Below are 23,682 nucleotides of genomic sequence, written 5' to 3'. Positions count from 1 at the left end.
TTATTTACCTCTTTTCTTAGTTGGTCTTCTTTTAGGTTTAGAAGAAGTGTCTTCAGCTTTTTCAGTTGGGATACCTTTAGCTAATACTTCACCTTTGAAAATCCAAACTTTGATACCTACACAACCATAAGTTGTATGAGCTTCAGCAAAACCATAATCAATTCTTGCTCTTAAAGTATGTAAAGGAACTCTACCTTCTAAATACCACTCAGTTCTAGCCATTTCAGCTCCACCAAGTCTTCCAGAAACAGATACTTTAATACCTTTTGCTCCACCTTTTAAAGCGTTTTGCATAACTCTTTTCATAGCTCTTCTGAATGCAACTCTTCTTTCTAATTGTTGAGCAACATTTTCAGCAGATAACTGAGCAGAAGTTTGAGGTTTTCTCTCTTCTTTGATATTTACAGCAATTTCTTTACCAACTAATTTAGTAAGTGCATTTTTTAGTTTTTCAACATCAGCACCTTTTTTCCCAATAATAATACCAGGTCTAGCAGCAACAACTGTAACTCTTACTTTTTTTGCAGTTCTCTCAACGATAGTTTGAGCAATTCCAGCATAGTATAGTTCTTTTTTAACATACTTTCTAATTTTGTCATCTTCTGCAATGTTAGCTGGCATTGTTTCAAATTTAGGAAACCATCTTGATTCCCAATTTCTATTAATACCTAATCTTAAACCTATTGGATTAACTTTTTGACCCATTACTTATCTCCTTTAGCAGCAGCTGCCACTTCAATCATAATATGTGCAGTTGGTTTATGCTTTGGAGAAGCAGAACCTCTAGCTCTTGGAGTAAATCTCTTAAGAACTGGACCTTTGTCAACTCTTGCTGATACAACAACTGCATCAACAGGATCTAAACCTGCATTTGCTACAGCAGAAGCTATAACTTTAGAAATAATTCCTGCAGCTTTATTTGGAGTAAATTGTAAAGATGCAATTGCATACTCTGCATTCATTCCTTGAACTTCTCTAGCAATTAATCTTGCTTTTGTAGGAGAAAGTCTAATAAATTTTAATATTGCTTTAGCCATTCTTATGCCTTTCTTTGAACAGAACCTTTATGGCCCTTAAACGTTCTAGTTGGTGCAAACTCACCTAATTTATATCCAACGTGGTTCTCAGTAACATTAACTGGAACGAAATTTCTTCCATTGTGCACATTGAAAGTTAATCCGATCATTTCTGGTAATACCATAGATCTTCTTGACCAAGTTTTAATTGGTTTTTTATCATTAGCTTCGTTAGCTTTGATAACTTTCTTTATTAGGTGCGCGTCTACGAATGGACCTTTTTTTATCGATCTTGCCATCTTAAACCCTTACTTCTTTCTTTTTGAAATGATTAGTTTGTCACTAGCTTTTTTCTTTCTAGTTTTATAACCTTTAGTTGGCATACCCCATGGAGTAACCGGATGTCTACCAGAGTTAGTCTTACCTTCACCTCCACCATGTGGGTGATCAATAGGGTTCATTGCAGAACCTCTAGTTTGAGGTCTAATACCAAGGTGTCTACTTCTACCAGCTTTACCAACAACCATGTTAGAGAAATCTTCGTTTCCAACTACACCAATTGTAGCTATACAAACACCAAGAATTTTTCTCATTTCACCAGATGGTAATCTCATGATAACATATTTGTCTTCTCTACCCATAATTTGAGCATATCCACCAGCAGATCTAGCGATTTGTCCACCTTTTCCTGGTTTCATTTCAATATTATGAACCATTGTTCCAACTGGAATACTCATTAATCTCATAGCATTACCAGGTAAAATATCAAGTCCAGATTCAGCAGCTTGTACTTTATCTCCAACTTTTAATCCTGAAGGTTGTAAAATATATCTTTTATCACCATCTAGGTAAGTAACTAAACAAATTCTACAGTTTCTGTATGGATCGTATTCAACAGTTGAAATTGTACCTTCAACACCGAATTTATCTCTTTTGAAATCAATAATTCTATATAATTTCTTAGCACCTGCTTCTTTATGTCTAGATGTAATTCTACCGTTATTATTTCTACCAGCGTTTGCTTTTACTCTTACAAGTAAAGATTTAACTGTTGGTTTTGAAGTAATATCAGAAGTATCCATAACAGACATAAATCTTCTTGCAGGAGTTATTGGTCTAAATTTTTTAATTGCCATTTATAATCCCCTTAAGCTGAAAGGTTCGCAATTGCTGCGCCCTCTGGTAATGTTACATAGAATTTTTTGAAATCAGCTCTTTTACCGATTTTCCCTTTAAATCTTTTCACTTTACCATTTTGTCTTAAAGAATTTACTTTTGAAGGTGTTACTCCAAAATACTCTTTAAATACTTCTTTTAAACCGTTTTTAGTCATTCTAGGACTAGTTTGAACAACGATTACACCATTTTCTTGAAGCTCAATTGTTTTTTCTGTATATAATATTGCTTTAATATCTGTAATATCTGCCATCTTAAGCCTCTTTTGTTAATGCATCAAGTACTGATTTTTCAATAAGTACTGAGTGGTATGCAGCAATTAAATAAGCGTTAACTTCTTGCTTTTCAACCATATAACAGTTTTTAATATTTCTAAACGCTAAGTAAGTTTTTTCATCAATCATATCACATACAATTAATGTATCTCTTTTGTTTAATTTACTTAAAACTGCAACTGCCTCTTTAGTTTTACCAGATTCAATTTTAATTGAATCAACAACAAATAACGTACTGTTGTTTGCTTGAGCATTGATAGCATATTTTAATGCTAATGCTTTTTGTTTTTTGTTAACTTTTTGGTTATAGTTTCTTTTAGTAGGTCCAAATGCTTGACCCCCACCAACGAATAAAGGAGATCTTTTTGAACCCCATCTAGCTCCACCAGAACCTTTTTGAGCTTTAGGTTTTTTACCACCACCGCTTACTTCTGCTCTTGTTTTTGCTCTTGCTGTATTTGATCTTAATGCTGCTAAGTAAGATTTAACATATAAATATAAATTATGTTTGTTAATTTCTTCATAACTAGCTGGTAAAACTACTTCACCATTATTTTCAAATTTTTCATTTAATACTATTGCTTTGCTCATTTAGCAACCTTTACTTTTCCTAATGCTCCGTTTGGACCAGATACTGAACCTTTAAGAACTAAAATTCCAGTTTCAGCGTCAAATGAAATAACATCATTTTTCACAGATACATTTGTATTTCCGTATTGCCCTGGCATTTTCTTACCTGGCTGAACTCTACCTGGCCATTCGCAGTTACCGATTGAACCAACTCTTCTACCCATTCTGTGTCCGTGAGATGCTCTACCACCTGCAAAATTCCATCTTTTAACCGCTCCAGTAAACCCTCTACCTTTTGTTTTAAAAGTTGTTTTTAAGATTTGCGCTTCACTTAATCCAGAAACATCTAAATCACCAGCTTCAGCATTTGCTACAGTCATTGTTGCAAATCTGTTAAACTCTTTAGATAAGTTATATTTTTTTTGTATACCTTCGATAGCTTTGTTAAATTTTTTACCATTGCTATACGATACAATTGCTACACCGTCAGTCACTTCACACACTTTAGTATCAAGAACTTTTAAAAGTGTAACAGGAGTACTTGGAACAGAAACTGTTCTACTCATACCGATTTTTTGAACTATAAATTCCATCTATATTACCCTTTCTTCTTATTCTTGACCCATAGATCTAACTTCAACATCAACTTCAGGAGCTAAGTCAAGTTTCATTAATGAATCTACAGTATCTGGAGTTGCAGCTATAATATCAATAATTCTTGAATGAACTCTGATTTCAAATTGCTCTCTAGAATCCTTATTTACGTGAGGACCTTTAATAACTGTATATCTTCTGATTTTTGTAGGAAGAGGGATTGGACCTCTTAAATCAGCACCAGTTCTTTTTACGGCTTCAACAATTGAAGCAACACTTCTGTCTAAAACTCTATGATCATAAGCTTTAAGCTTTAATCTAATCTTTTCCATTTTTTTCCTTTAAAGAACTCGTTAGATGCGCATAAATGCACTCTAACCACATTTAGTGGACGCGGATTATAACTTATTAGGAGGTAAATGTCAAGTATTATGGGGCTTCTGAAATAAAATACTGAATTTTATTTCCTTTTTAAAAGGAAGAATATACTCTTTTAGATACTATGTAAAGTTTAAATTAAGAATTCTAATTTATCATACTTATTGTAATTATGAATGGCTTATTAAAATTATTTAAGTAGTATTATTCTTCCAAAAGGAATATTAAGTTCTTCATTTGTTAATATCCAAACTGTTTCAAAAGTTGCTTCATTATCTGGAAACTTTCCAAATCCATCAGTAAAATATAATAAAAGATTTATGTCTTCAATATTTTCATCTATATAAATAAAGGTATTTTCAAAGTTTGTACCACCTCCACCTTTTATAGTATATGACAGCTCATCTCCTGGATATAATATGTGATGTTCTTGAACTTTTGCATCAGCTATTAATAAATCAATTTCAAAATTTTCAAAACTATTCATTATTGATTCTACTTCTGCTAAAAATTTTGATAATAAACTTCCATCAATTGAACCTGAACTATCAATGGCAATTACAATTTTTACTTTTGTGCCACTTAAAGCTGGTAAGGCAATTCCTAAACTTAGATATCTTTTATTTACAGGGAATAATCTATAGTCAAATTTTACAGCTTGTTCAATTACATCATAGAGTTCATCTTCCCATGTTATTTTGCCTTCAAATAGCTTTGGTACTAAAATCTCTATACCTAAAGGCAAATCACCTTGTAGTTTTGCTTTATTTAAAAGTTGTTCGCTCATATCTTGAAGATTTTCTTCATCATCTATTTCTTCATCTTTATGATGTTCAAATGATATTTGTGAGATTTGTTCAGGAGTATGTTTATCATCATCTATTTCATTTTCTAATGTTGAATAAATAGCTTCGGCACTCATATCATCAAATCTCATATCATAGTTTATATGCTCAGGCATTTCTAAACCATTATTTACTAAAAGTGAGTTAATTGCATAATCACTAGCAAGTGTCCAAAGCCATGGCATTCTGCCGTTTATTCTTGATGAATGTCCAAAGGCTTGATGCATTGCAGAGTTTGTTAGAATAAACGCTAACTCTTCATTTGATAAAGAAGAGATATATTCATCATTATATAAAAAGCTTGAGGGAGTTGATTGAAAAGTTTTTATATCTTCATTTAATACAGGTTTTAAATATGAAGCAATTGAACCAAAATAAGGTTGTTCTATAATCAAAGTAGATTTAACTTTTGAAATTCTCTCTTGAATTTGATTCATTTATAATGCCCTAGCCTATTAAAAACTTATTTGCATTTACCCATGATTTCCATGATACTGAACTTTCTATTTCAACACCCTCTTTTTGTAAATCTCTAATTAACATAACTGAAAATTCATTTGGAAGATTTAAAGAATAATTTAATATATTTGTTACTTTCTCAATACTTGAATTCTCTTTTAAAGCATAAACTATTCCCGTACACAATGCATATAAGACTGAGTTATTTGTTGGTACTTCTGTATTAATAGCTTCTAGTATTTCTTGTATATTTGGCAGTTTATCTATGACTTTACAAAAATTCATAAACTCATCTGAACTATCTTTCCCTACAGCTCCACTAATTACATCTTTTAAAAATTCTATTTGTAAATTTGAATTTAATATATCATTTACAAAGGACCAAGACCTTGGAGTTGCAAATGATTTTTCTTTTGCTTTTGCATCAAAAGTAAAAAGGTTTTGGGGTTTATATGATAAAAATGAGATAATTCTTGTATCAATTTTTGATTCATAAGCCCAAGATTTCCACTCTTCAAAATCAAGTTCAAAGTCAAGATGAACAAACCTATTTGCAAGTGGTGTTGGCATTCTGTATGTTACACCCCTATCGCTTTCATAGTTTCCAGCTGCCACAATAGCATAATTCATAGGAAGTGTATATTCTCCTATCTTTCTATCTAAGATAAGCTGGTAAGCTGCAGCTTGAACTGTTGGAGGTGCTGAATTTATCTCATCTAAAAAAAGTATCCCAAAAGCTTGGCTATTTGAATTTGGTAAAAACTCTGGTTTCGCCCAAATTGCACTTTTATTTGCTGAATCAAAAAAAGGTATACCTCTTAAATCTGTGGGATCAAGTAAAGATAGTCTTAAATCTATAAACTCCATATTTTTATCATTTGCAATTTGTTTTATTATTGAAGATTTTCCAACTCCCGGATTTCCCCAAACAAATACTGGAATCTTTGAATCAATCATTGATATTAATGATTTTTTTAAAATGCTTGCTTTCATATTACATTCCTACCATTTTTCTTGTAAATTCTCTAAAGCTATCATTATTTGAAATAATATTTTTTAATCCACCATCATATTGATATTGTAAAAGTATATTTATTGGTGTACTTATATTTGCACAAAGTGTTTCATTTATAAATTTATCATTTAAAGCTGCCAAACTTTTTAACACTTCTTTTGGTGTTGTTGTATTTTGTGCAAGGGATAAATTTACATCATAATCATCAAGTGAAAAAAGATAAAGATATAATTGTGTTGGCAAAGTTGTATTGTGTGCAATACTTATATTATAAATTTTGTCTTGAAGTTTTAAGAACTCTTCTATTTTATCCTTTGGACAATTTTTATTTTTGAGTAAATTTATATTTGCATTATCTATATTTTTCTCAAAGAGTTTATTTATCATCTCTTCATTTAAAGTATCATTTGAACTTAGATATATAATACTTACATCATCTATATTTTCAAAAAACTTATAAAAGAGTTTATCATCTAAAATAGCTTTTTTTAATAACTCTTTTTTTAAAGTATAATTATTTAAAAAATCATCAATAAATGATTCATCATAATTATTTGTTTTTATTAAAGATAATGAAATTTCATCTATATTTTTCTCAAAGAGTTTTTTTTGAATCATTTGATTTATTGATTCATTTAATGCCAAAAATTTAAGTTCATTCATTTTTGAATTTTTTAAAATTTCTAATTGAGTTATTTTTGAAGTATTAGGATTCAAGGCAACTACTTCTTTCAAACTTAAGGGCTGATCTTCTTGTGCATTTTTTGCAGAAATCACATAATCTGGCATATTATAAATCACATCTAAAAGATTTGGGTTTGAAGTTTCAAGTGCTGTATAATAAACTCCAATAGGTGCATATTGGATATTGTGATTTGTTTCAATTAAAGAACAAAATCTTTCTACTATTTTTGTACAAACATCTCGATTATCATCACTATCATAAATATCATCACCTTTAAAATCATATAATTTTAAAAGCTTTACAAAAATATCATCAGAAAAAAAGTTGTTATTTAATAGTTTAAGTAGTCTATCATTATCTTTTGATATCTTTATTGCCATTAAAATAGAGTCAATATCTAAATTTGAAGAAAATTCTTCTTCTAGTTTTTCTATTTGTATTATTGTAATTTGTTTTTTTGATAGCTCATAAATAGTTTCTTCTAAATAAATAGGTGTAAATTTACCTTGTATAATTATTGTAGCTTCATTTATAGAGTTTACTAAAATTGAGCCTTTTTGAACTAAGTATTTTTCTAGTTCACTTTTATCAATTTTATCAGCTCGACCTGTAAAAAAAATGTTTTGATTTTCTAATTGTATATTTTCCATAAGGGCATAATAACCCATATTTTATTAAAGAATACAATTAATATCCTATTTTAAGTAAAATTTTATATAAAATATTTTGAAGCGTTACTTTTTAGTTTATTTAAGATTTCATCAAATGAAGCAGGATATACCCTAGCTCCTCCAATTGAAGTTATAAAGTTAGTATCTCCAAGCCAACGTGGTAGCATATGATAGTGAACATGTTGCTCTATTCCTGCACCTGCTGCTTTTCCAAGGTTCATTCCAATATTTACACCTTCACATGGCATAATTTCTTTTAAAAGTTTTACCCCTTGTCTTACTCGTATGCTCATTTGCATCCAAACATCATCTTCTAAATCTTCAATATTAGAAGTATGAAAATGTGGTATTACCATCATATGACCAGGACTATATGGAAATTTATTCATAACCACATAACAATACTCATCATAAAATAAAACTTGCATTTTCTCATCATCTAAATTTTTAGAAATATGACAAAAAACACAACCTTCAATTTTTTCTTCACTAACATATGAGTATCGCCATGGTGCGTATAAATGTTCCATCTTTTTTCCTAAAATCTATATAAAATTTGGTGCATCATTTGCAAATAAAATCAAATCACCAATTCTTGTTTTTTGAGCTAAGGTAGCTTCCATTAAAGATTTATCTTTTAAGATATAAACTTTCTCTTTATTTATATTTGTACTTAATAAATGAGTATTTAAACTTCCTGTTAAAATTACTAAGTCAAAGTTTTCATTTATAGCTTTTGCTAAAAGGATATTTGCTTCATCTGTTGATTCCACAAGTCCAGGAGTTATGATAACTTTTCGTCCTTTATGATTTGAGCAAATATTAACAGCTTCTAACATTCCTTCTAAGTTTCCGTTAAAAGAGTCATCAATTATTAACTTCCCACCTGCTTCTATTTTTTGAAGTCTGTGTTCTACTTGAGGAAGTGATTCAAAAGCAACTTTAATTTCATGTATATTCATTCCTAAATAATGAGATACTAAAATAACTGCTGTTAAATTTATAGCGTTGAAACTTCCTAATATTGGTGCATGGAAATGTTCTATTACGCCAGCAACCTCAACATCAAACCAAATTCCATCTAAATTACTTTTTGTAATATGTAAATTATTTGGAAACTTTGTAATTGTCGAATATGCTTTTATAGGAACAGATTCATGAACAAATCCCATTTTCATTCTAGGTGATTTTAGAAGTTCCATTTTAGTATGTATAATATTATCTAAAGTTTTAAAATACTCAATATGCTGAGGACCAACACTTCCTATAATACAAATTTGAGGCTCTAAAAACATTGCTATTTCTTCAATATCACCTTTAACTCTAGCTCCTGCTTCTGCAATATAAATTTGTGTATCCAAAGGAATATCTCTATTTACATCAAGAACAATTCCAGCGATTGTATTTACAGATCTTGGAGTTTTGTATGTTTTGTATTTGTTTTTTAATACATGATACAAATAATTTTTAATTGAAGTTTTACCATATGAGGCAGTAATTGCAATTGTTCTTAAACCTGCAATACTTTTGATTCTTTGTTTACCCTTGTTTTTAAATGAGATAAAAAATATTTTTTCTAATAATGTAGAAATTCCATAAGTTAAAATAAGTGGTGTAAATATAACCATATTAGTACAAGAAGGACTTGATAAACAAAGTGCTGTCATTGCAAAAGTTGTAAATAATAAAATTGCTAAAAATCTTTTTACCCTTGATGTTAAAACAACTGCACGATCAAGTTTTTTATTCCATAAAATAAAACTTGTCATATATATTATAAAGAAATAAGCTGCGTAATAAGGTTCTGGAATTATATAAAAAAGTACTATTGGTGAGAGGAAATAAGTTATATGCCATTGCCATTTATGATGCTTTAAAATAACTCTTTCAAGTTTATAGTTATACCATTGAAGGTTAGTAATTAAGTACCAACCCAAACTCATAATTAAGATTATATGTGTAATTATATTAATGTATTCCATTTTCAATTCTCTCGCTGATATCTTTTACATTTTTTACAAAGAAGTAGTGATCTGCATCATATGATATAAATGTTGATTTTTTTATTAAAGTTGAAATTTTTTTACCTGATTCTAAAGAAGTTGCAGTATCTTCTTTGCCCCAAAATATCAAAGCGTTATTTGAAAAATTTGAAAAATGAGATGAAAAATCTTCGTTTACAACATTTTTAAAAGTTGCATACATATTTTCACTCATAGTATTCACATCTTTACTTCTAAATGATTTTGTTATTTTATTAAGTCCTAATTTGTTAAAAAACTTAGAAAGAGCAATTTTTAGTTTTACATCAAAAGGTTTTTCTTCTAAAATACCGGCACTACTTAGTAACACTAAATTTCTTGGATTTAAAAGAGTTGCAACTTTTCCACCATACGAGTGTCCAGCAATTACATCTTTTGATGAGTTTAATAGTTTTAGAAATTCATCTGTAATCTTCACATAATCATTTGTTGTTAGTTCATATTTATTTGCAGTTTTTCCAAATCCTGGTAAATCTATATAAATATGTCTAAAATCTTTTAAATAAGGTGCAAATACATTTTTCATAATATCTTTATTTGAACCCCAACCATGTAAAAAGATTATATCTTTTGTACATGTAGGATTTACAATTTCATAGGAAATATCAAAGTTTTTATTATCAACTATTAAATTTTTTGTTGCCAAGGTTTATTTTCCCTTACTAGCTTGAATTTTATTTACATATTCATAATTTATTGGAATATGTTTTTTGCTTGGTAAATTTGAAGCGAGATCGTTAAATAAATTTGAGAAGTCTTCAAATAAATAGTTTGCCATAGATCCAGGAATTGAATTAATTTCATTTAAGTAAACTTTATCATCAACAACAAAAAAATCACATCTTATAATTGAACCTTCAAATAATGTATTATAAATCCTTTTAAAAGAGTCTTTGATTTCATTATTTAATTTTTCACCTAAATCAACTTCTAAAGCCTTTGATGTTCTTGAGAAATCTAAATATTTTTTATCAAAATCTAAAAATTCAGCTTTTTGTGGCTCTTCAATAATAGAAAATCTAAACTTACCATCTATTTTTGTTCCAGCTAAATTATACTCTTTTACACCACTTATAAATGGTTCAATAATAACTGCATTATCAAATTCATAGGCAACATCAAGTGCATATTCTAACTCTTCTTGTGTTTTAACAATAGAAACTCCAATAGAGCTTCCTAGTTTTACAGGTTTTAAAATTACAGGAAAAGAGTCTACACAAACAATTTCACCCTTTGTGTAATATTTATAATCTAAAGTATTAACTTTTACACTTGTAGCATAACCTTTAGTTAAAAATTTATTTGAACTTACAACACAAGCTTCAGTTCTAGGAGCAATAAAAGGAATATCATAAAAATCTAATACAGAAGATAATATACCATCCTCACCATCTCCACCATGAGAAAGGTTTAATACAACATCAAAATCAATATCTTTATCTTTTGAAAAAAGTCCACCTTTTTTATAAAAACCATTCTTTTGAAAATAAACTTTATCAAACTTTTTATAATTTCCTGTACTAAACAGCTTTGAATTTATTGTATCGCTTGGAATATGATATAAATCCCTTGATGCATCTAAAAATAGATATACCAACTCATTGTTTAATACATCTTTCATAGCAATTGAACTTACGATTGAAATTTCATGTTCAAAACTCACTCCACCAAAAACTATAGCTATTTTCATTAAATTCCTCTTTCCTAATTATATTTTTTTATTTTTGTAATTTTTTTAGTGCTTCTTTTACTAAATCACTTGTATTCCCAGAAACACAAGTTTTTAATATTTTTGCAACAATATCTTTTTTAAATCCTAATGATTCTAAAGCAAGTGCGGCTTCAAAAGAAGAAGACAATGCAGCATTATCACTACCATCATGGGTATCTACAATAAACCCTGAAAGCTCCACTAATATTCTGCTAGCACCTTTAGGACCAAGACCAGGAACTCTTTTTAACATTGTCACGTCATTTTCATTTACAATTTGTGCAAATGAATTTGGTGTAAAAGTAGAGCAAATTGCAAGGGCAACCTTAGGTCCTACACCATTTATTTTGATTACAGTATCAAAAAGTTTTTTTTCATTTGAATCTAAAAATCCATATAAAGACTGAGAATCTTCTCTTATAATATGAGTGATTTCTAATTTGATTTCATCTGAAATAATTTTTGAACTACAATTAAGAGAAACAAAAATTTCATAAATAATGCCATTAACATTTATATTTAAAAGTGTTGGCTCTTTCTTTGTTACTTTACCTATAAGTCCGACTATCATTCTTTTGCTCTTTATTTCATGAAATCTTAAAATTTAATATTTAATTAATTATTAATAAATAGTTTTAATTATATAATAAAATCACTTAAACAAAAAGGCTTGGTATATGTTTGAATTAATAACAAAAAAAATAAGTAATAAAATCATTATTGCTTTGTTTATTTTAATGTCATTAAGTAGTATTACTGTTATATTTGTAACAACAAATAAAGTAACAGAAAATTCTATTGTAAAAACAAAAGAAAATCTAGAAATGCTAAACGCAGCTATGTTTCAAAGTCTTAGAAATGCAATGAATACTGGAGATCCTATTCAAATTGCAAAGGCAGAAGATGATGCAAGACAGATTAAAGGAGTAAAAGATTTAACTGTTGCCAAAAGTAAACCTTTGATGGAATTATATCCAAGTGATACTCCATTTACTAATGATGAACAAATCATTAAAACCTTTGATTCAAAAGAACCTTTACTAATTCAATCAAAAGATCAAAATGGACATACATTGAGAATGATCAAACCTATGATTGCAACAAATGATTGTTTAATGTGCCATGCCAACCAAAGTGAAGGTGATGTAATTGGAGTTATGGATTTAACTTTTTCTTTAGATGAATCAGATTCACAAATAAATTCACTTGTGACAGAAATATCAATTATTTCTATTATTTTAACAATTATAACAATTGCTCTTATATTATTTATTGTAAAAAAAGCTACTAACCCTATTGGAAAACTAAAAGATGGTTTCGATAATTTACTCCACTCAAATGATACAAATATTACTTTAAATGTTCAATCAAAAGATGAAATAGGAGAAGTTGCTAATTTATTTAATGCTTATATGGATAAAGTAAGAGCTGGCTTAAAACAAGATGAAAAAGTTATTGAAGAAGCTAGTGATGTATTAGAAAAAACAGGAAATGGATTTTTTGTTTATAAAGTAAATTCAAAGGCATCAAATCCCCATGTTGAAGACTTGAAAAACAAACTTAATTCTATGATTTTAAGTACAAAAGAAACCCTTGATAAAATCAATGAAACATTAAGATTTTATGCTGAATCTAAATATGATTATAAAATTAAAGATGATGGAATATATGGCAATCTAGGTTCTCTAACTGCTGGAATTAAACTTGTTGGAAATAATACTTCTGAAATTTTAGCAATGGTTATGAATACAGGAGAAGCACTAAATAATAATACACATACATTATCAAATGCTTCAAATAATCTATCAGCATCATCAAATCAACAAGCAGCATCTCTAGAAGAAACCGCAGCTGCACTTGAGCAAATAACAGCAACAATACAAGCAAATACTCAAGCAACAAATAGAATGTCACAATTAGCTCAAAATGTTACAACATCAGCTAAAAATGGACAAAATTTAGCAAATCAAACTGCTGAATCAATGGATGATATAAATACTCAAGTTAGTTCAATAAATGTAGCCATTGAAGTTATTGATCAAATTGCATTTCAAACAAATATTTTATCTCTAAATGCAGCTGTTGAAGCAGCAACGGCAGGAGAAGCTGGACGAGGATTTGCAGTAGTTGCACAAGAAGTTAGAAACTTAGCAAATAGAAGTGCTCAAGCTGCAAGAGAGATAAAAAACATAGTTGAATTAGCTAGTAAAAAAGCTCAAGATGGTAAAGAAATTTCAGATAATATGATTCATGGATATACAGAGTTAAATGAAAATATTTCAAAAACACTTGATACAATAAATGAAGTAGCAATAGCCTCAAAAGAACAAGAAAGAGGAATAGTACAAATAAATGATGCTATAAATACACTTGATCAAGCTACACAAAAAAATGCTCAAGTGGCTGATGAAATATCTATTATGGCTACAAACATTGCAAATATGTCAAATTCACTTGTAAGTGCCGCTTCAAAAGCCTCATTTATTGAAGATGCTAGAGATAAAGTTTGTGATGTTGAACTTGTTTATGACACTGCACAATTAAAAGTTGATTTACTAAACACTAAGGACTTTGTATACTCAAAATTAGGTGAATACAAATCATTTGAAATTGAAAAAAATACAAGTTTGAAAAGATGGTGTGAAACTCATATAAATTCAGGAAAAAGAATTGATAGGGAATTAATGAATCAAATTGATAACTTAAATCTTGAATTCCATAAAAATCTTCAAGAATTAGTAAACGCTAATTCTAATAGGGAAGAAAATTCTAGTTTAAATCAAAAATCAAAAGATGTTGAAATGAATACACTAAGAATATTTGGGAATTTAAATAATGTAAAAAGAGAAGCTTGTAAAAAATAAAAGAAGATTTCTTCTTTTATTTTTAAGATTGCATTTGTTTAATCAATAGCTCTAACTCTTCTTCAGAAAGAGATTCTTCACTATCACTTGCATCAATATTTTTAGCACTTGGTGCTAGATTATATTGACTTTTATCTATATTATTTTTTTCACAAACAAAATTTACAACTCTTTCTATTTTTTGTCTATGCAGGTCTTGATGTTGCAATAAGCCATATATATCAGAAAGAGAATTTTGTATTTTTTCTTTTAAGTGTAAGGGAATATCTAACTTAGAATTAATATCATCTATAAGCTCAACACTATCATAAATTCGTTGAGCATTATTTTCTGATTCTTTTATTACTTCGCATAACTGAGAAATCAACTCTTCATATTTCATATAAATCCTTTAGGCTCTATTTTATAAAAAGAGTTTAACTCATTTTAACTTAATATATTTGCTTTTTATTTAGTTATTAATGAATTATTTCTGCAATTACTTCTGTTGCATATGAACCTTTTGGTAAATAAAATTGTAATTCCATCCAGTTTTTATCTTCTTTATAATTACTTGAAATATCTTCAGGGAAAATCCAAGCGAATCTTCTTGCCCCATCTTCACCTGTATGTGCTTCAAACTCTTTTTCTATCTCATAGGCTAAATCAACTGAAATTTTAACTCTTTTTCCACTTAAAAGACCAGTTGGAACTCTATCTCTATCATTAAATTTTTGTGATTCCTCATCTAAATCTTCAATAGTAAAAATTTTTCCAAAAGGATAATGAGAAAGTAAATCACCTGTTATTAATTTAAAAGGATGTTTTTGTTTTTTCATTTGTTTAACAACATCAAGAGGTAAATTTAGTCTTTGGTAAATTTCTTTAGGTTCAAAAGCTTCAATTAATTTAGAGATTTCAATTCTTTTTGATAACCATGAATTAAAAAGATAACTTTGATATGCATTAATATACATTTGTTTTAAGTTTCTTCTTTTTTCCTTTAATTTACCATCAATGATATCTTTACCTTTTTTGTAATTATCACCATCTATTCCAAATCTTTGGAAACCAAAATAATTAGGAATACCATTAGTTACAATTAATCCCAAAGCTTCTTCAATTTTTCTTTTTTCAATAGCACCTACTCTTTTAAGTCTAATAAAAAATTTATTACCTTTTAAGTGCCCTACTTTTATCTTATTATTATGGTAAGTTGTTTCAAGTATTTTTAGATTTTCATGTTGAAAGCTTTTTAATTTCTCTTCATATTTTCTATGAACAGAAATAGATTGAACAGTCATTGCATTTTTATCTTTTAATCCTGCATATCCAAAATCTCTTGAACTACAATTTAAAAATTTAGCTAAAATTTCAATAGCATCCCAAGTAGCTAAATCTTTTTTTCTAATCTTTAAAACAAGATGTTCACCCTCCCCTGAAAATTCATAAAGTGGAATTTCAGTAACTACGAAATCATCTTTGTTTTGTTTAAAAACCACATCTATTTTTGAGTGATTTAAATATCTTTGTAATTGTTCCAATATTTGTCCTTAAATTATTTTTGTTTTTATTTTAAAAATGATGATTTTTACAATCTGTTTTATATTTGCCTTTCACTGCTTTTGCAAATATATTCAACTTTACTTTATGTTTCAATGCTATTTTTTTTATTTTATCTAAATTTTTTTCATCAAAAGAAAAAAGTATTTCATACTCTTCGCCTGATGTTCCAATCTCTTCATCAATATCATGAAAAAATTCAAAGCCTAATTTATTTGCTTTTGATAATCTTTCAAGTTCAAAAAATAAACCATCAGAAATATCCATTGAAGTGGTAATAAATGGTGCAACTTCATAGAAAAAATCTGCATTTAAAATTGGTTTTATAAACTTTGATTTTTTAGAAATCTCTTTATTTTTAAAAAGTCTTTCTAAATCTCTTTTACACAAACCAAGAGTTCCTGTGTAACATAAAAGTTCTCCTTTTTTCATACCCTTTCTATAAATAGGATTTGAAGTGGTTGAAATAATAGTTACTGAAATATCTAGTTTTGCATTTGAAATTGTATCTCCACCAATTATCTTAATTCCAAATTCTTTTGCAGCTTTCTTAAAACCTTTTGATAATTCTTTTAAATCCTGATTTGTATATGACTTGGGAATAGCTACACTTAAAAGGGCAAACTTAGGCTTTGCATTCATAACAATAGCATCTGAAATATTTACTATCATTGATTTATAAGCAATTTGAGATAAACTCATCCACTCTTTTTTAAAATGAACATTTTCAAAAAATGCATCCATTGAGTAAACGAAGCCATCAATAAATGCTCCATCATCACCTATAATCTTGTTACTTGTAAACTGTTTTATAAAATACTCTTCTTTATTCATATAATATTATATCAAAGATGAGCAAAATATACACGTTAAATTAATAAATTGGGCAAATTTACATAATAGGATAAAAGATATCCTATTTGTTTTATAAAAAATATAGTATAATGTTTTTTTAAAATAATTTAATTAGGAGATACTATGCCAAAAATTAACAAATACGTTGATATTGATACTGTTGAAAGAGAAGCGAAAAAGGATTTAATTGATAGACACAGTCCATTCATTCACTGTGCTGCAACTGCAAAAGCAGGAGAGCCATTTGAAGTAACTGTAAAAATGGGTAACGAATATACTCATCCAGATGATTTCGATCATTATATTGAATCTGTAACATTATATAACGGTGACGTTCAATTAGCTAAAGCTTCATATGTTCCAGGAACATTAGGAAACATCAAAGCTCATAACACTACTACATTTACAATTATTCCAACTGGAAAAAAATTAAACCTAGTAGCTCATGGGTACTGTACAAAACACGGTATCTGGGAAGGTACACCTGTAGAAGTAGCTGTAGCTGAATAAGCTCTAGCTTCGAAAACTTGGGCTTCCTAGCCCTTGTTTAAGGTTTCTAAAAAATCTTTTTTATACCCTATTTTCACCTAAAATCAAATTCTAAATACCTCTATAATTATTTTAATTCATAATATTTTTAAAAATCATAATTTTAAGATAAAATATAATATTAATAAACGAGGAATTAAAATGTACGATTTATTGCCATTAGCTGCGCTTGTAATTTTTGGAATTTTATATTCAATAGGTCATAAAGAATATCTTAAAAAAATCAAATAAAGCAAACCTTTATCTAGAAAGGAAATTAATTGTATAATAAAAATAAATTTTTGATAAAAAAGGAAAGAGATGAATAGAGTTGTATTTGAACCTAAGAATATTAGAAAGTTTAGTTTACACTGTCCATTTTCAAATGAAAAAATGGATAATGAAGATAATTCTTTTGAAATATATGAAGGGGCTGGAAATTATTTATTTTCAATGTGCGAAGATTGTTTATTTTGTGATGTTGGGAACAATGATGAGATTGAAAAATATTGGGATGAATCTCCTTTGGATGCGGTAGAAAAATTTACAAATAATTATCCAGATAAAAATATTTTGGTTATTGAAATGACTTATGGAAATGAAAGTTACTTTTATGGATTTTTAAATGAAAAAAATGAAGAATTGAGTAATGAAGAAATTGAAAAAAGATTTTTTAGAGAGTTGAAATAATTATTATTTAACAGATAATTAACTCTTTTCTATATATAATAAATAAATATTAATTATAAGGGAAAATTATGAGAAAAGTTATAGGTTTACTTATATTTTTATCTGCTTTAATTGTGACAAATTTAAGTGCAGATGAAATGTTTCAAGCTGTAGATCCAAAGGATGCGACTTTGGTTAAAACAGACTCTTCAAAAGAGTTTTGTAATGTTTGTGGAATGCATTTAACAAAATTTTACAAAACTAGTCATGCAACAGAGTTTAAAAATGGTCATAAAGAACAGTATTGTTCTCTTCATTGCCAAGCACAAATAGAAGAAGATCATGCAGACAAAATCAAAAATATACAAGTCGTTGATACTAATTCATTAAAATTTATTGATGCTAAAAATGCTATTTATGTAGTTGGCTCTTCAAAACCTGGTACTATGACTCCTGTTAGTAAATATGCCTTTTCTACAAAAGAAGAAGCCGTAAAATTTCAAAAAGAGTTTGGTGGAGAAATTCATACTTTTGATGAAAGTTTAGATATGGCAAAAAAGGCTTTAATTAAAGAGAATAATGCTATTGATGAAAAAAGAGTTCCTATGGCTATAAAAGGGAAAAAAGCTTTTGAAACAATGTGTGATACAAAACAAACAAAAGACTTTAATTCTGTAGGTGAAGCAAAACAATATCTAATAGATAATAATGTTTGTAAAAACTTAAATCCTCAAATGATGCAAGCAGTTGCAATATATTTATATAATCCTGCTCTTGCAAGTGATAAATCAAAAATGATTGAAGTTCCAAGTGAAGCTAAATGTCCAGTTTGTGGAATGTATGTCTCAAAATATCCAAAATGGGTAGCTCAAATTAAAATAAATGATGGGCATGTACACTATTTTGATGGTGTTAAAGATATGATGAAATTTTATTTTGAACCTGCAAAATATGAGCATAAACACAATAATGATCAAATATCAGAGATTAATGTTACGGATTATTATACTTTAGAATCTACAGATGGTAAAAAAGCATTTTATGTTATAGGTTCAAATGTTTATGGTCCTATGGGAGAAGAGTTAATTCCATTTAAAGATGAAGATCAAGCAAAAAAATTCATGGCTGATCATTTTGGTAAAAGAATTTTGAAATTTGAAGAGATAAAAAAAGAATTTTTATTTTAACAATTATTACAATGCGATTTAATCGCATTGTTAATAAAACCATAAGAAATATTAGTGGTTTTTAATAAAAGAACAACAATAATCAACTAAAGAATGTACTCTTAATTTAAATTTAGAGTTTGCTTGAATCTCAAAAGATGCAGGACCTTCATATTTTACCCAATCTTGTGCAGGTAACATAATCTCTAAAGTACCTCTTTGTATATCCATAATCTCTTTATGAACTGTATTTAATTCATATTCACCTGGTAACATAATTCCTAATGTTTTTCTAGAACCATCTTCAAACACTATAGTTCTACTTGTAATATTCCCTTCAAAAAGAATGTTGGCTGCTTTTGCAATAGAAACATTATTAAACTCTGCCATTTATTTTCCTTATATAATTATTTTTAATATATTATCATAAATATTATATGATAATATTGAAGCAAAAGAGTAGTTGTTTTTTGTTATAATCTATAAATTAAAAAAAAGGTGTAAAAATGAGTATACAAAAAGAGTTAGAAGATTTAATAAAAAATGAAGTACTTATTGAAATTGAAGATTACATTGACGAATTATTTGAAATAGTAGCTGCAAAAAAAGAAAATGATGAAATAAAAGAAGAATTAAAACAAATGCAAGAAATGAAAAAAGAGTTTGAAGATATGCTTGTTGATTTAGTTCATGGTGATATTGATGATGAAGAATGTGAAGAGATAATTGCTGAAATCAATGATATGAGAAAAGAAGAAGAGGAATAAAATTCTTTTATGCAAGGTTATATAATAGATATTAAACCTGTTAAGGATGATGATTTAATAGTATCTATTTTAGCTGAAAATGAGGTCTTGACTACATATAGGTTTTATGGAGCAAGACACTCAAATATAAATATAGGTTATAAAATTGATTTTGAACTTGAAAATACAAAATCTACGATACCAAGATTAAAAGATGTAATCCAATTGGGTTTTCCTTGGATACTTGATAATGAAAAGATGTACTGCTGGCAAAGATATATTAGACTTTTTTATCCTCATTTAAAAGATGTAGAACAAATCGATCCCTTCTACTTTTATAATTTAGAAAATTTAATTCATGTTATGACCAAACAAAATGCATTAAGAGCTATTTGTGAGTCATATATTTCCCTATTAGAATACGAAGGTAGATTTCATACAGATTTTGAGTGTTTACTATGTGAAAATGAGATTATTGAGGATATTTCCCTAGTTAGAGGATTTTTACCTGTTCATTCAGCTTGTGCCTATGCAAAAGCATTTGATATAAATAAGATGAGAGAACTTTTCGAAAGAAAAAAATTGATAAATTTCAATGACCAAGAAATGGAAATCTTGTGGGACATCCTACTTCAAGGTTTGTAAGATAGAATAGACTATTCGTCTAATAATCTATCTTGTAGAGTTTCTATAGCTTTTTTAAGAATTTTTGTGTCTAATCCATATTGAGATGCTTTAGAAATAGCTTTTTCTACACTTTTATCACTTAATGGTGAATTTATAGCACATGCAGTTTTTATTACATCTAACACTTGTGTTTGAAGTCTATATCCGCTACTTACTTTTGAAAGATCATCAACATATTCAATCATATCAATTAAATTATCACTTAATTTCCAATATTTAAATATTTTTGCTGTGATTTCAGAAGTTGTAAAACCTAATAAATCTCTTTCTGCGTTTTCAATACTAACACCAGATGCTATTTTACTTTTAAATTCTTCTGATTTTTCTTCTGAAATAAGTAAATCTGATAATATAAATTTACCGATTTCTTGTAAAAGTGCTGGAAGAATTATCTCTTCTTTTAAATCAACATCTACTTTTGATAACCACATGCTAGCTAAAGTTGATGAAATATTTGAAGCTCTCATAAAATCATCACTGTTTATTCCATAAGGAGTTAAACTTGTCATCAATAAATTTTGAACTGTTCCACCAATTGCAATAGAAATAGTAAAATTAATACCAAGTAAGCTAATAGCTCGCCCTGGTGTTTCAACTTTTGATCTAAATCCGAACATTGCAGAATTAGAAATCTTTAATAAAGTAGATATTATAAGTGCATCTTTTTCAATTATATCTAATAAATCTGCTGCTTCCTTATCTTTTCTTTTTCTAAATTCCTCAATATCAATTATTGTTTTTGGTAAGGGAGGAAGAGATTCTATCTTTTGTAAAATATTAATAGATGACAAACGTTATCCTTCTTTTATTATTATTTTTTATTATAACAGATATTATATCAATATTTATATAAATTATTTATACATTAAACCTAAAATGCATAATGTCACCATCTTGCACAACATAATCTTTACCTTCAAGTCTTAATTTACCTGATTCTTTACATTTAGCTTCACCACCAAGATTTACAAAATCGTTGTATGCTATAACTTCTGCTTTAATAAAACCTTTTTCAAAGTCATTATGAATTACAGCTGCTGCTTGTGGTGCTTTTGTATTTTTTCTAATAGTCCAAGCTCGCACCTCAATTTTTCCAGCTGTAAAATATGACTGAAGTCCTAATTTATCAAATGCTTTATGAATAATTTGCTCTAGTCCTGATTCATGAACACCTAAATCTGCTAAGAATTCAGTAGCTTCTTCTTCTTCAAGTCCAACTAATTCTTCTTCAATTTTTGCACAAAGTAAAATAACATCTGCACCAACACTTGCTGCATGTTCTTTTAAAATATCAACAAATTTATTTCCACCATCTGCTAATGAATCTTCATCAACATTTGCTCCATAAATTACGTCTTTGTTAGATAAAAATCTAAGCTCTTTATCTAAAGCTATAAATACCTCATTTTCGTTATTTTCATAAGTTTTAACAGGTTGTAACTCTTCTAAGTGTTTAAATAAATCCTCAGCAATCAATAATGATGCTGCAGCTTCTTTAGATGATTTTGATTGTTTTTTTAATCTTTCTATTTTTTTCTCTAATTGAGAAATATCAGCATAGATTAACTCAGTTTCAATGATTTCAATATCTCTTAAAGGATTTACATCACCCTCTACGTGAATAATATTTCCATCTTCAAAACATCTTACCATATGTAAAATAACTTCAACTTCTCTAATATTAGATAAAAATTGATTTCCTAAACCTTCACCTTTTGATGCACCTCGAACTAAACCTGCAATATCAACAAAATCAATAGTTGAATGTTGAATTTTATCAGGATTAACAATTTTTGCTAATGCATTTAATCTTTTATCAGGAACTGGAACAATTGCTTTATTTGGCTCAATTGTACAAAATGGATAATTTTGCGCTTCCGCATTTTGTGCTTTTGTTAAAGCATTAAAAGTTGTTGATTTACCTACGTTTGGAAGTCCTACTATACCTACACCTAATCCCATTTTATACCTTTTATATTATTTATTTGTTAGATTAATTTTGTGAATATTATACTTTAAAAAGATAAAAAAGTAGATAAAGTGTTGATTCTTGCATATCTTCAAAATTAAGACATAAATTGAGAAATTAGAATTCACATTAAATTTAATAATTTATAAGTTCTATTTAAAATTTAGCTTTTCTAACTACAGATTCTTTTAATTTAATAAATGTATAATAAGTTTCAGGTTTATGTGCCTTCCGCCATCATTGGAGAAAACATTATATAATTTTTATTTTACAAATATTAACTTATTGCTAAAAATAAATAGATGGCGTTTATAAAAATAATAGCAAAAAAGGAAATATTATGAAAAAAAACGAATTGTCAAAAAAAACTCTTGCAAAAGTGCTAAAAAAAATTTCTCAAACATATCAAATTAGAAATATAAATTATTATGAACTATTAACAATATTTTTTAAATTGTTGTATCTTTCAAGAAGAACTAATTCTTGCTTAAATGCTGATATATTTGAAATAAGCTATTCTGATTTTAAGAAATTAATACATATCTTTACAAATAACTTAAAATACTATTTTGAAGAAGATATTAAATATCAAAAAGTTTTAAATATATTTTTAAAACAAATAGGATTGCTATCTAATACAAATACGTCTGAAATAATTTTCAAAGATTTACAAATTGATACAAAAGAAACATCTAAGATATATTTATTAAATCAAATTAGCGATTTTATACCTAAAACTAATAAAATTAATCGTTATGCAATTTATTCATTGAAAAATTTTATGATTAATCATAAATCAAATAAAATACCTATTGAAATTTTTTTAATATTAGTTTCAAATGCTCAATTTATACATTTTAAAAATACTGCTTTTTTTAAAGAAGGAACAAATGTTTTTAAAGAATATTATTTAATGGAAGGTCTTATGTGTAAAATTTTAGTCTTCCCAATAGGAACATTTAATGTATTTAATGCATTTCTTTCAGTAAGTACTCTAAATGAAATTCCTTCTAAAAATGATACTTATTTCAAAACAGTAATGTATAATAAAGATATAACTTTCTCATTACCATATATGATAGATTTCTTTGGACATAAATTTTGGTACAACTCTTTCTTTTTAGAAAAACCATCAAAAGATAGTTTTAAATTTAAACTAGAAGATTTCTTGATATAAAGTATAAAAGGTACAATTCTATATAATTGTGCCTTTTAATAT

The 23,682-nt window shown here is 27.8% G+C and carries 29 protein-coding genes; 7 read left to right on the top strand and 22 right to left on the bottom strand.

Going from position 1 to position 23,682, the window contains the following annotated elements; genetic code table 11:
• From rpsC to ruvA, 16 genes are all read right to left on the bottom strand, one after another.
• On the bottom strand, positions 1 to 705 hold the full coding sequence (gene rpsC, locus AACT_RS05075; RefSeq protein ID WP_172125559.1) for a 30S ribosomal protein S3: 705 nt from the start codon (positions 703 to 705) through the stop codon (positions 1 to 3).
• Positions 705 to 1,037: a 50S ribosomal protein L22 gene (rplV, locus tag AACT_RS05070; RefSeq protein WP_172125557.1), complete on the bottom strand. Its 333-nt coding sequence runs from the start codon at positions 1,035 to 1,037 to the stop codon at positions 705 to 707. Before rplV ends, rpsC begins: the two co-directional genes overlap by 1 nt.
• A 2-nt stretch (positions 1,038 to 1,039) precedes the next feature.
• A complete protein-coding gene (rpsS, locus tag AACT_RS05065; protein ID WP_172125555.1) occupies positions 1,040 to 1,315 on the bottom strand; it encodes a 30S ribosomal protein S19 in 276 nt (91 codons plus the stop codon).
• Positions 1,316 to 1,324: 9 nt separating this feature from the next.
• Positions 1,325 to 2,152: a 50S ribosomal protein L2 gene (rplB, locus tag AACT_RS05060; protein ID WP_172125553.1), complete on the bottom strand. Its 828-nt coding sequence runs from the start codon at positions 2,150 to 2,152 to the stop codon at positions 1,325 to 1,327.
• Between the two features lie 11 nt (positions 2,153 to 2,163).
• Entirely contained in the window at positions 2,164 to 2,445 is a 282-nt protein-coding gene (locus AACT_RS05055) for a 50S ribosomal protein L23 (protein WP_172125551.1), read from the bottom strand.
• A gap of 1 nt (position 2,446) precedes the next feature.
• Positions 2,447 to 3,058: a 50S ribosomal protein L4 gene (gene rplD, locus AACT_RS05050; RefSeq protein WP_172125549.1), complete on the bottom strand. Its 612-nt coding sequence runs from the start codon at positions 3,056 to 3,058 to the stop codon at positions 2,447 to 2,449.
• Positions 3,055 to 3,630, bottom strand: a complete 576-nt coding sequence (rplC, locus tag AACT_RS05045; protein ID WP_172125547.1) for a 50S ribosomal protein L3 — start codon at positions 3,628 to 3,630, stop codon at positions 3,055 to 3,057. The genes rplD and rplC overlap by 4 nt, the downstream gene beginning before the upstream one ends.
• 18 nt (positions 3,631 to 3,648) lie before the next feature.
• Positions 3,649 to 3,963, bottom strand: coding sequence for a 30S ribosomal protein S10 (rpsJ, locus tag AACT_RS05040; protein ID WP_014473685.1), 315 nt, complete (start codon positions 3,961 to 3,963; stop codon positions 3,649 to 3,651).
• Positions 3,964 to 4,199: 236 nt separating this feature from the next.
• Complete coding sequence (locus tag AACT_RS05035; protein ID WP_172125545.1) at positions 4,200 to 5,291, bottom strand: vWA domain-containing protein; 1,092 nt, start codon at positions 5,289 to 5,291, stop codon at positions 4,200 to 4,202.
• A 10-nt stretch (positions 5,292 to 5,301) separates the two neighbouring features.
• A complete protein-coding gene (locus AACT_RS05030; protein ID WP_172125543.1) occupies positions 5,302 to 6,306 on the bottom strand; it encodes an AAA family ATPase in 1,005 nt (334 codons plus the stop codon).
• Between the two features lies 1 nt (position 6,307).
• On the bottom strand, positions 6,308 to 7,663 hold the full coding sequence (locus AACT_RS05025; protein WP_172125541.1) for a hypothetical protein: 1,356 nt from the start codon (positions 7,661 to 7,663) through the stop codon (positions 6,308 to 6,310).
• Positions 7,664 to 7,725: 62 nt separating this feature from the next.
• On the bottom strand, positions 7,726 to 8,214 hold the full coding sequence (locus tag AACT_RS05020) for an HIT family protein (RefSeq protein ID WP_172125539.1): 489 nt from the start codon (positions 8,212 to 8,214) through the stop codon (positions 7,726 to 7,728).
• A gap of 15 nt (positions 8,215 to 8,229) precedes the next feature.
• The gene (locus AACT_RS05015) at positions 8,230 to 9,666 is read right to left on the bottom strand and encodes a Mur ligase family protein (protein ID WP_172125537.1); all 1,437 of its coding nucleotides are present in this window, start codon (positions 9,664 to 9,666) and stop codon (positions 8,230 to 8,232) included.
• The gene (locus AACT_RS05010) at positions 9,653 to 10,372 is read right to left on the bottom strand and encodes an alpha/beta fold hydrolase (RefSeq protein ID WP_172125535.1); all 720 of its coding nucleotides are present in this window, start codon (positions 10,370 to 10,372) and stop codon (positions 9,653 to 9,655) included. Before AACT_RS05010 ends, AACT_RS05015 begins: the two co-directional genes overlap by 14 nt.
• A gap of 3 nt (positions 10,373 to 10,375) precedes the next feature.
• Positions 10,376 to 11,416, bottom strand: a complete 1,041-nt coding sequence (locus AACT_RS05005) for a D-alanine--D-alanine ligase (RefSeq protein WP_172125533.1) — start codon at positions 11,414 to 11,416, stop codon at positions 10,376 to 10,378.
• A gap of 28 nt (positions 11,417 to 11,444) precedes the next feature.
• The gene (gene ruvA, locus AACT_RS05000; RefSeq protein ID WP_172125531.1) at positions 11,445 to 12,008 is read right to left on the bottom strand and encodes a Holliday junction branch migration protein RuvA; all 564 of its coding nucleotides are present in this window, start codon (positions 12,006 to 12,008) and stop codon (positions 11,445 to 11,447) included.
• A gap of 106 nt (positions 12,009 to 12,114) precedes the next feature.
• On the opposite strand from ruvA, the gene AACT_RS04995 reads away from it, so the two are divergent.
• The gene (locus AACT_RS04995; protein WP_172125529.1) at positions 12,115 to 14,301 is read left to right on the top strand and encodes a methyl-accepting chemotaxis protein; all 2,187 of its coding nucleotides are present in this window, start codon (positions 12,115 to 12,117) and stop codon (positions 14,299 to 14,301) included.
• Between the two features lie 22 nt (positions 14,302 to 14,323).
• Here the strand turns inward: AACT_RS04995 and AACT_RS04990 are convergent, their stop codons facing one another.
• The 3 genes from AACT_RS04990 to AACT_RS04980 all read right to left on the bottom strand — a co-directional run bounded on the left by AACT_RS04990 (position 14,324) and on the right by AACT_RS04980 (position 16,677).
• On the bottom strand, positions 14,324 to 14,683 hold the full coding sequence (locus tag AACT_RS04990) for a hypothetical protein (protein ID WP_172125527.1): 360 nt from the start codon (positions 14,681 to 14,683) through the stop codon (positions 14,324 to 14,326).
• A gap of 76 nt (positions 14,684 to 14,759) precedes the next feature.
• Complete coding sequence (truD, locus tag AACT_RS04985) at positions 14,760 to 15,824, bottom strand: tRNA pseudouridine(13) synthase TruD (protein ID WP_172125525.1); 1,065 nt, start codon at positions 15,822 to 15,824, stop codon at positions 14,760 to 14,762.
• 31 nt (positions 15,825 to 15,855) lie between these two features.
• Positions 15,856 to 16,677, bottom strand: a complete 822-nt coding sequence (locus tag AACT_RS04980; protein WP_172125523.1) for a thiamine-phosphate kinase — start codon at positions 16,675 to 16,677, stop codon at positions 15,856 to 15,858.
• Between the two features lie 144 nt (positions 16,678 to 16,821).
• Between AACT_RS04980 and AACT_RS04975 the strand changes: the two genes are divergently transcribed.
• From AACT_RS04975 to AACT_RS04965, 3 genes are all read left to right on the top strand, one after another.
• Complete coding sequence (locus AACT_RS04975; RefSeq protein ID WP_172125521.1) at positions 16,822 to 17,208, top strand: class II SORL domain-containing protein; 387 nt, start codon at positions 16,822 to 16,824, stop codon at positions 17,206 to 17,208.
• A gap of 339 nt (positions 17,209 to 17,547) precedes the next feature.
• Positions 17,548 to 17,916, top strand: a complete 369-nt coding sequence (locus AACT_RS04970; RefSeq protein ID WP_172125519.1) for a hypothetical protein — start codon at positions 17,548 to 17,550, stop codon at positions 17,914 to 17,916.
• Positions 17,917 to 17,984: 68 nt separating this feature from the next.
• Complete coding sequence (locus AACT_RS04965; RefSeq protein ID WP_172125517.1) at positions 17,985 to 19,082, top strand: nitrous oxide reductase accessory protein NosL; 1,098 nt, start codon at positions 17,985 to 17,987, stop codon at positions 19,080 to 19,082.
• Positions 19,083 to 19,133: 51 nt separating this feature from the next.
• On the opposite strand, the gene ppnP is transcribed toward AACT_RS04965, so the two are convergent.
• Positions 19,134 to 19,451 carry a pyrimidine/purine nucleoside phosphorylase gene (ppnP, locus tag AACT_RS04960; RefSeq protein WP_172125515.1) on the bottom strand — a complete coding sequence of 106 codons (318 nt, stop codon included), beginning with the start codon at positions 19,449 to 19,451 and terminating at the stop codon, positions 19,134 to 19,136.
• A gap of 116 nt (positions 19,452 to 19,567) precedes the next feature.
• Between ppnP and AACT_RS04955 the strand changes: the two genes are divergently transcribed.
• Both AACT_RS04955 and recO read left to right on the top strand, forming a co-directional pair.
• A complete protein-coding gene (locus AACT_RS04955; RefSeq protein WP_172125514.1) occupies positions 19,568 to 19,828 on the top strand; it encodes a hypothetical protein in 261 nt (86 codons plus the stop codon).
• A 9-nt stretch (positions 19,829 to 19,837) separates the two neighbouring features.
• The gene (recO, locus tag AACT_RS04950) at positions 19,838 to 20,452 is read left to right on the top strand and encodes a recombination protein RecO (protein WP_172125512.1); all 615 of its coding nucleotides are present in this window, start codon (positions 19,838 to 19,840) and stop codon (positions 20,450 to 20,452) included.
• Positions 20,453 to 20,463: 11 nt separating this feature from the next.
• Here the strand turns inward: recO and AACT_RS04945 are convergent, their stop codons facing one another.
• Both AACT_RS04945 and ychF read right to left on the bottom strand, forming a co-directional pair.
• On the bottom strand, positions 20,464 to 21,285 hold the full coding sequence (locus AACT_RS04945; RefSeq protein WP_172125510.1) for an HDOD domain-containing protein: 822 nt from the start codon (positions 21,283 to 21,285) through the stop codon (positions 20,464 to 20,466).
• 67 nt (positions 21,286 to 21,352) lie between these two features.
• Positions 21,353 to 22,456 (bottom strand): redox-regulated ATPase YchF, encoded by a 1,104-nt coding sequence (gene ychF / locus AACT_RS04940; protein WP_172125508.1) that lies wholly within the window; start codon positions 22,454 to 22,456, stop codon positions 21,353 to 21,355.
• Positions 22,457 to 22,803: 347 nt separating this feature from the next.
• Here ychF and AACT_RS04935 point away from each other — a divergent pair, with 347 nt between their 5' ends.
• Entirely contained in the window at positions 22,804 to 23,640 is an 837-nt protein-coding gene (locus AACT_RS04935) for a hypothetical protein (RefSeq protein ID WP_172125506.1), read from the top strand.
• Positions 23,641 to 23,682 lie beyond the last annotated feature (42 nt).

This window comes from Arcobacter acticola, from assembly GCF_013177675.1.
GTDB classification, from domain to species: Bacteria; Campylobacterota; Campylobacteria; order Campylobacterales; family Arcobacteraceae; genus Aliarcobacter; species Aliarcobacter acticola.
This window is presented reverse-complemented; position numbering and strand designations above follow the sequence as displayed.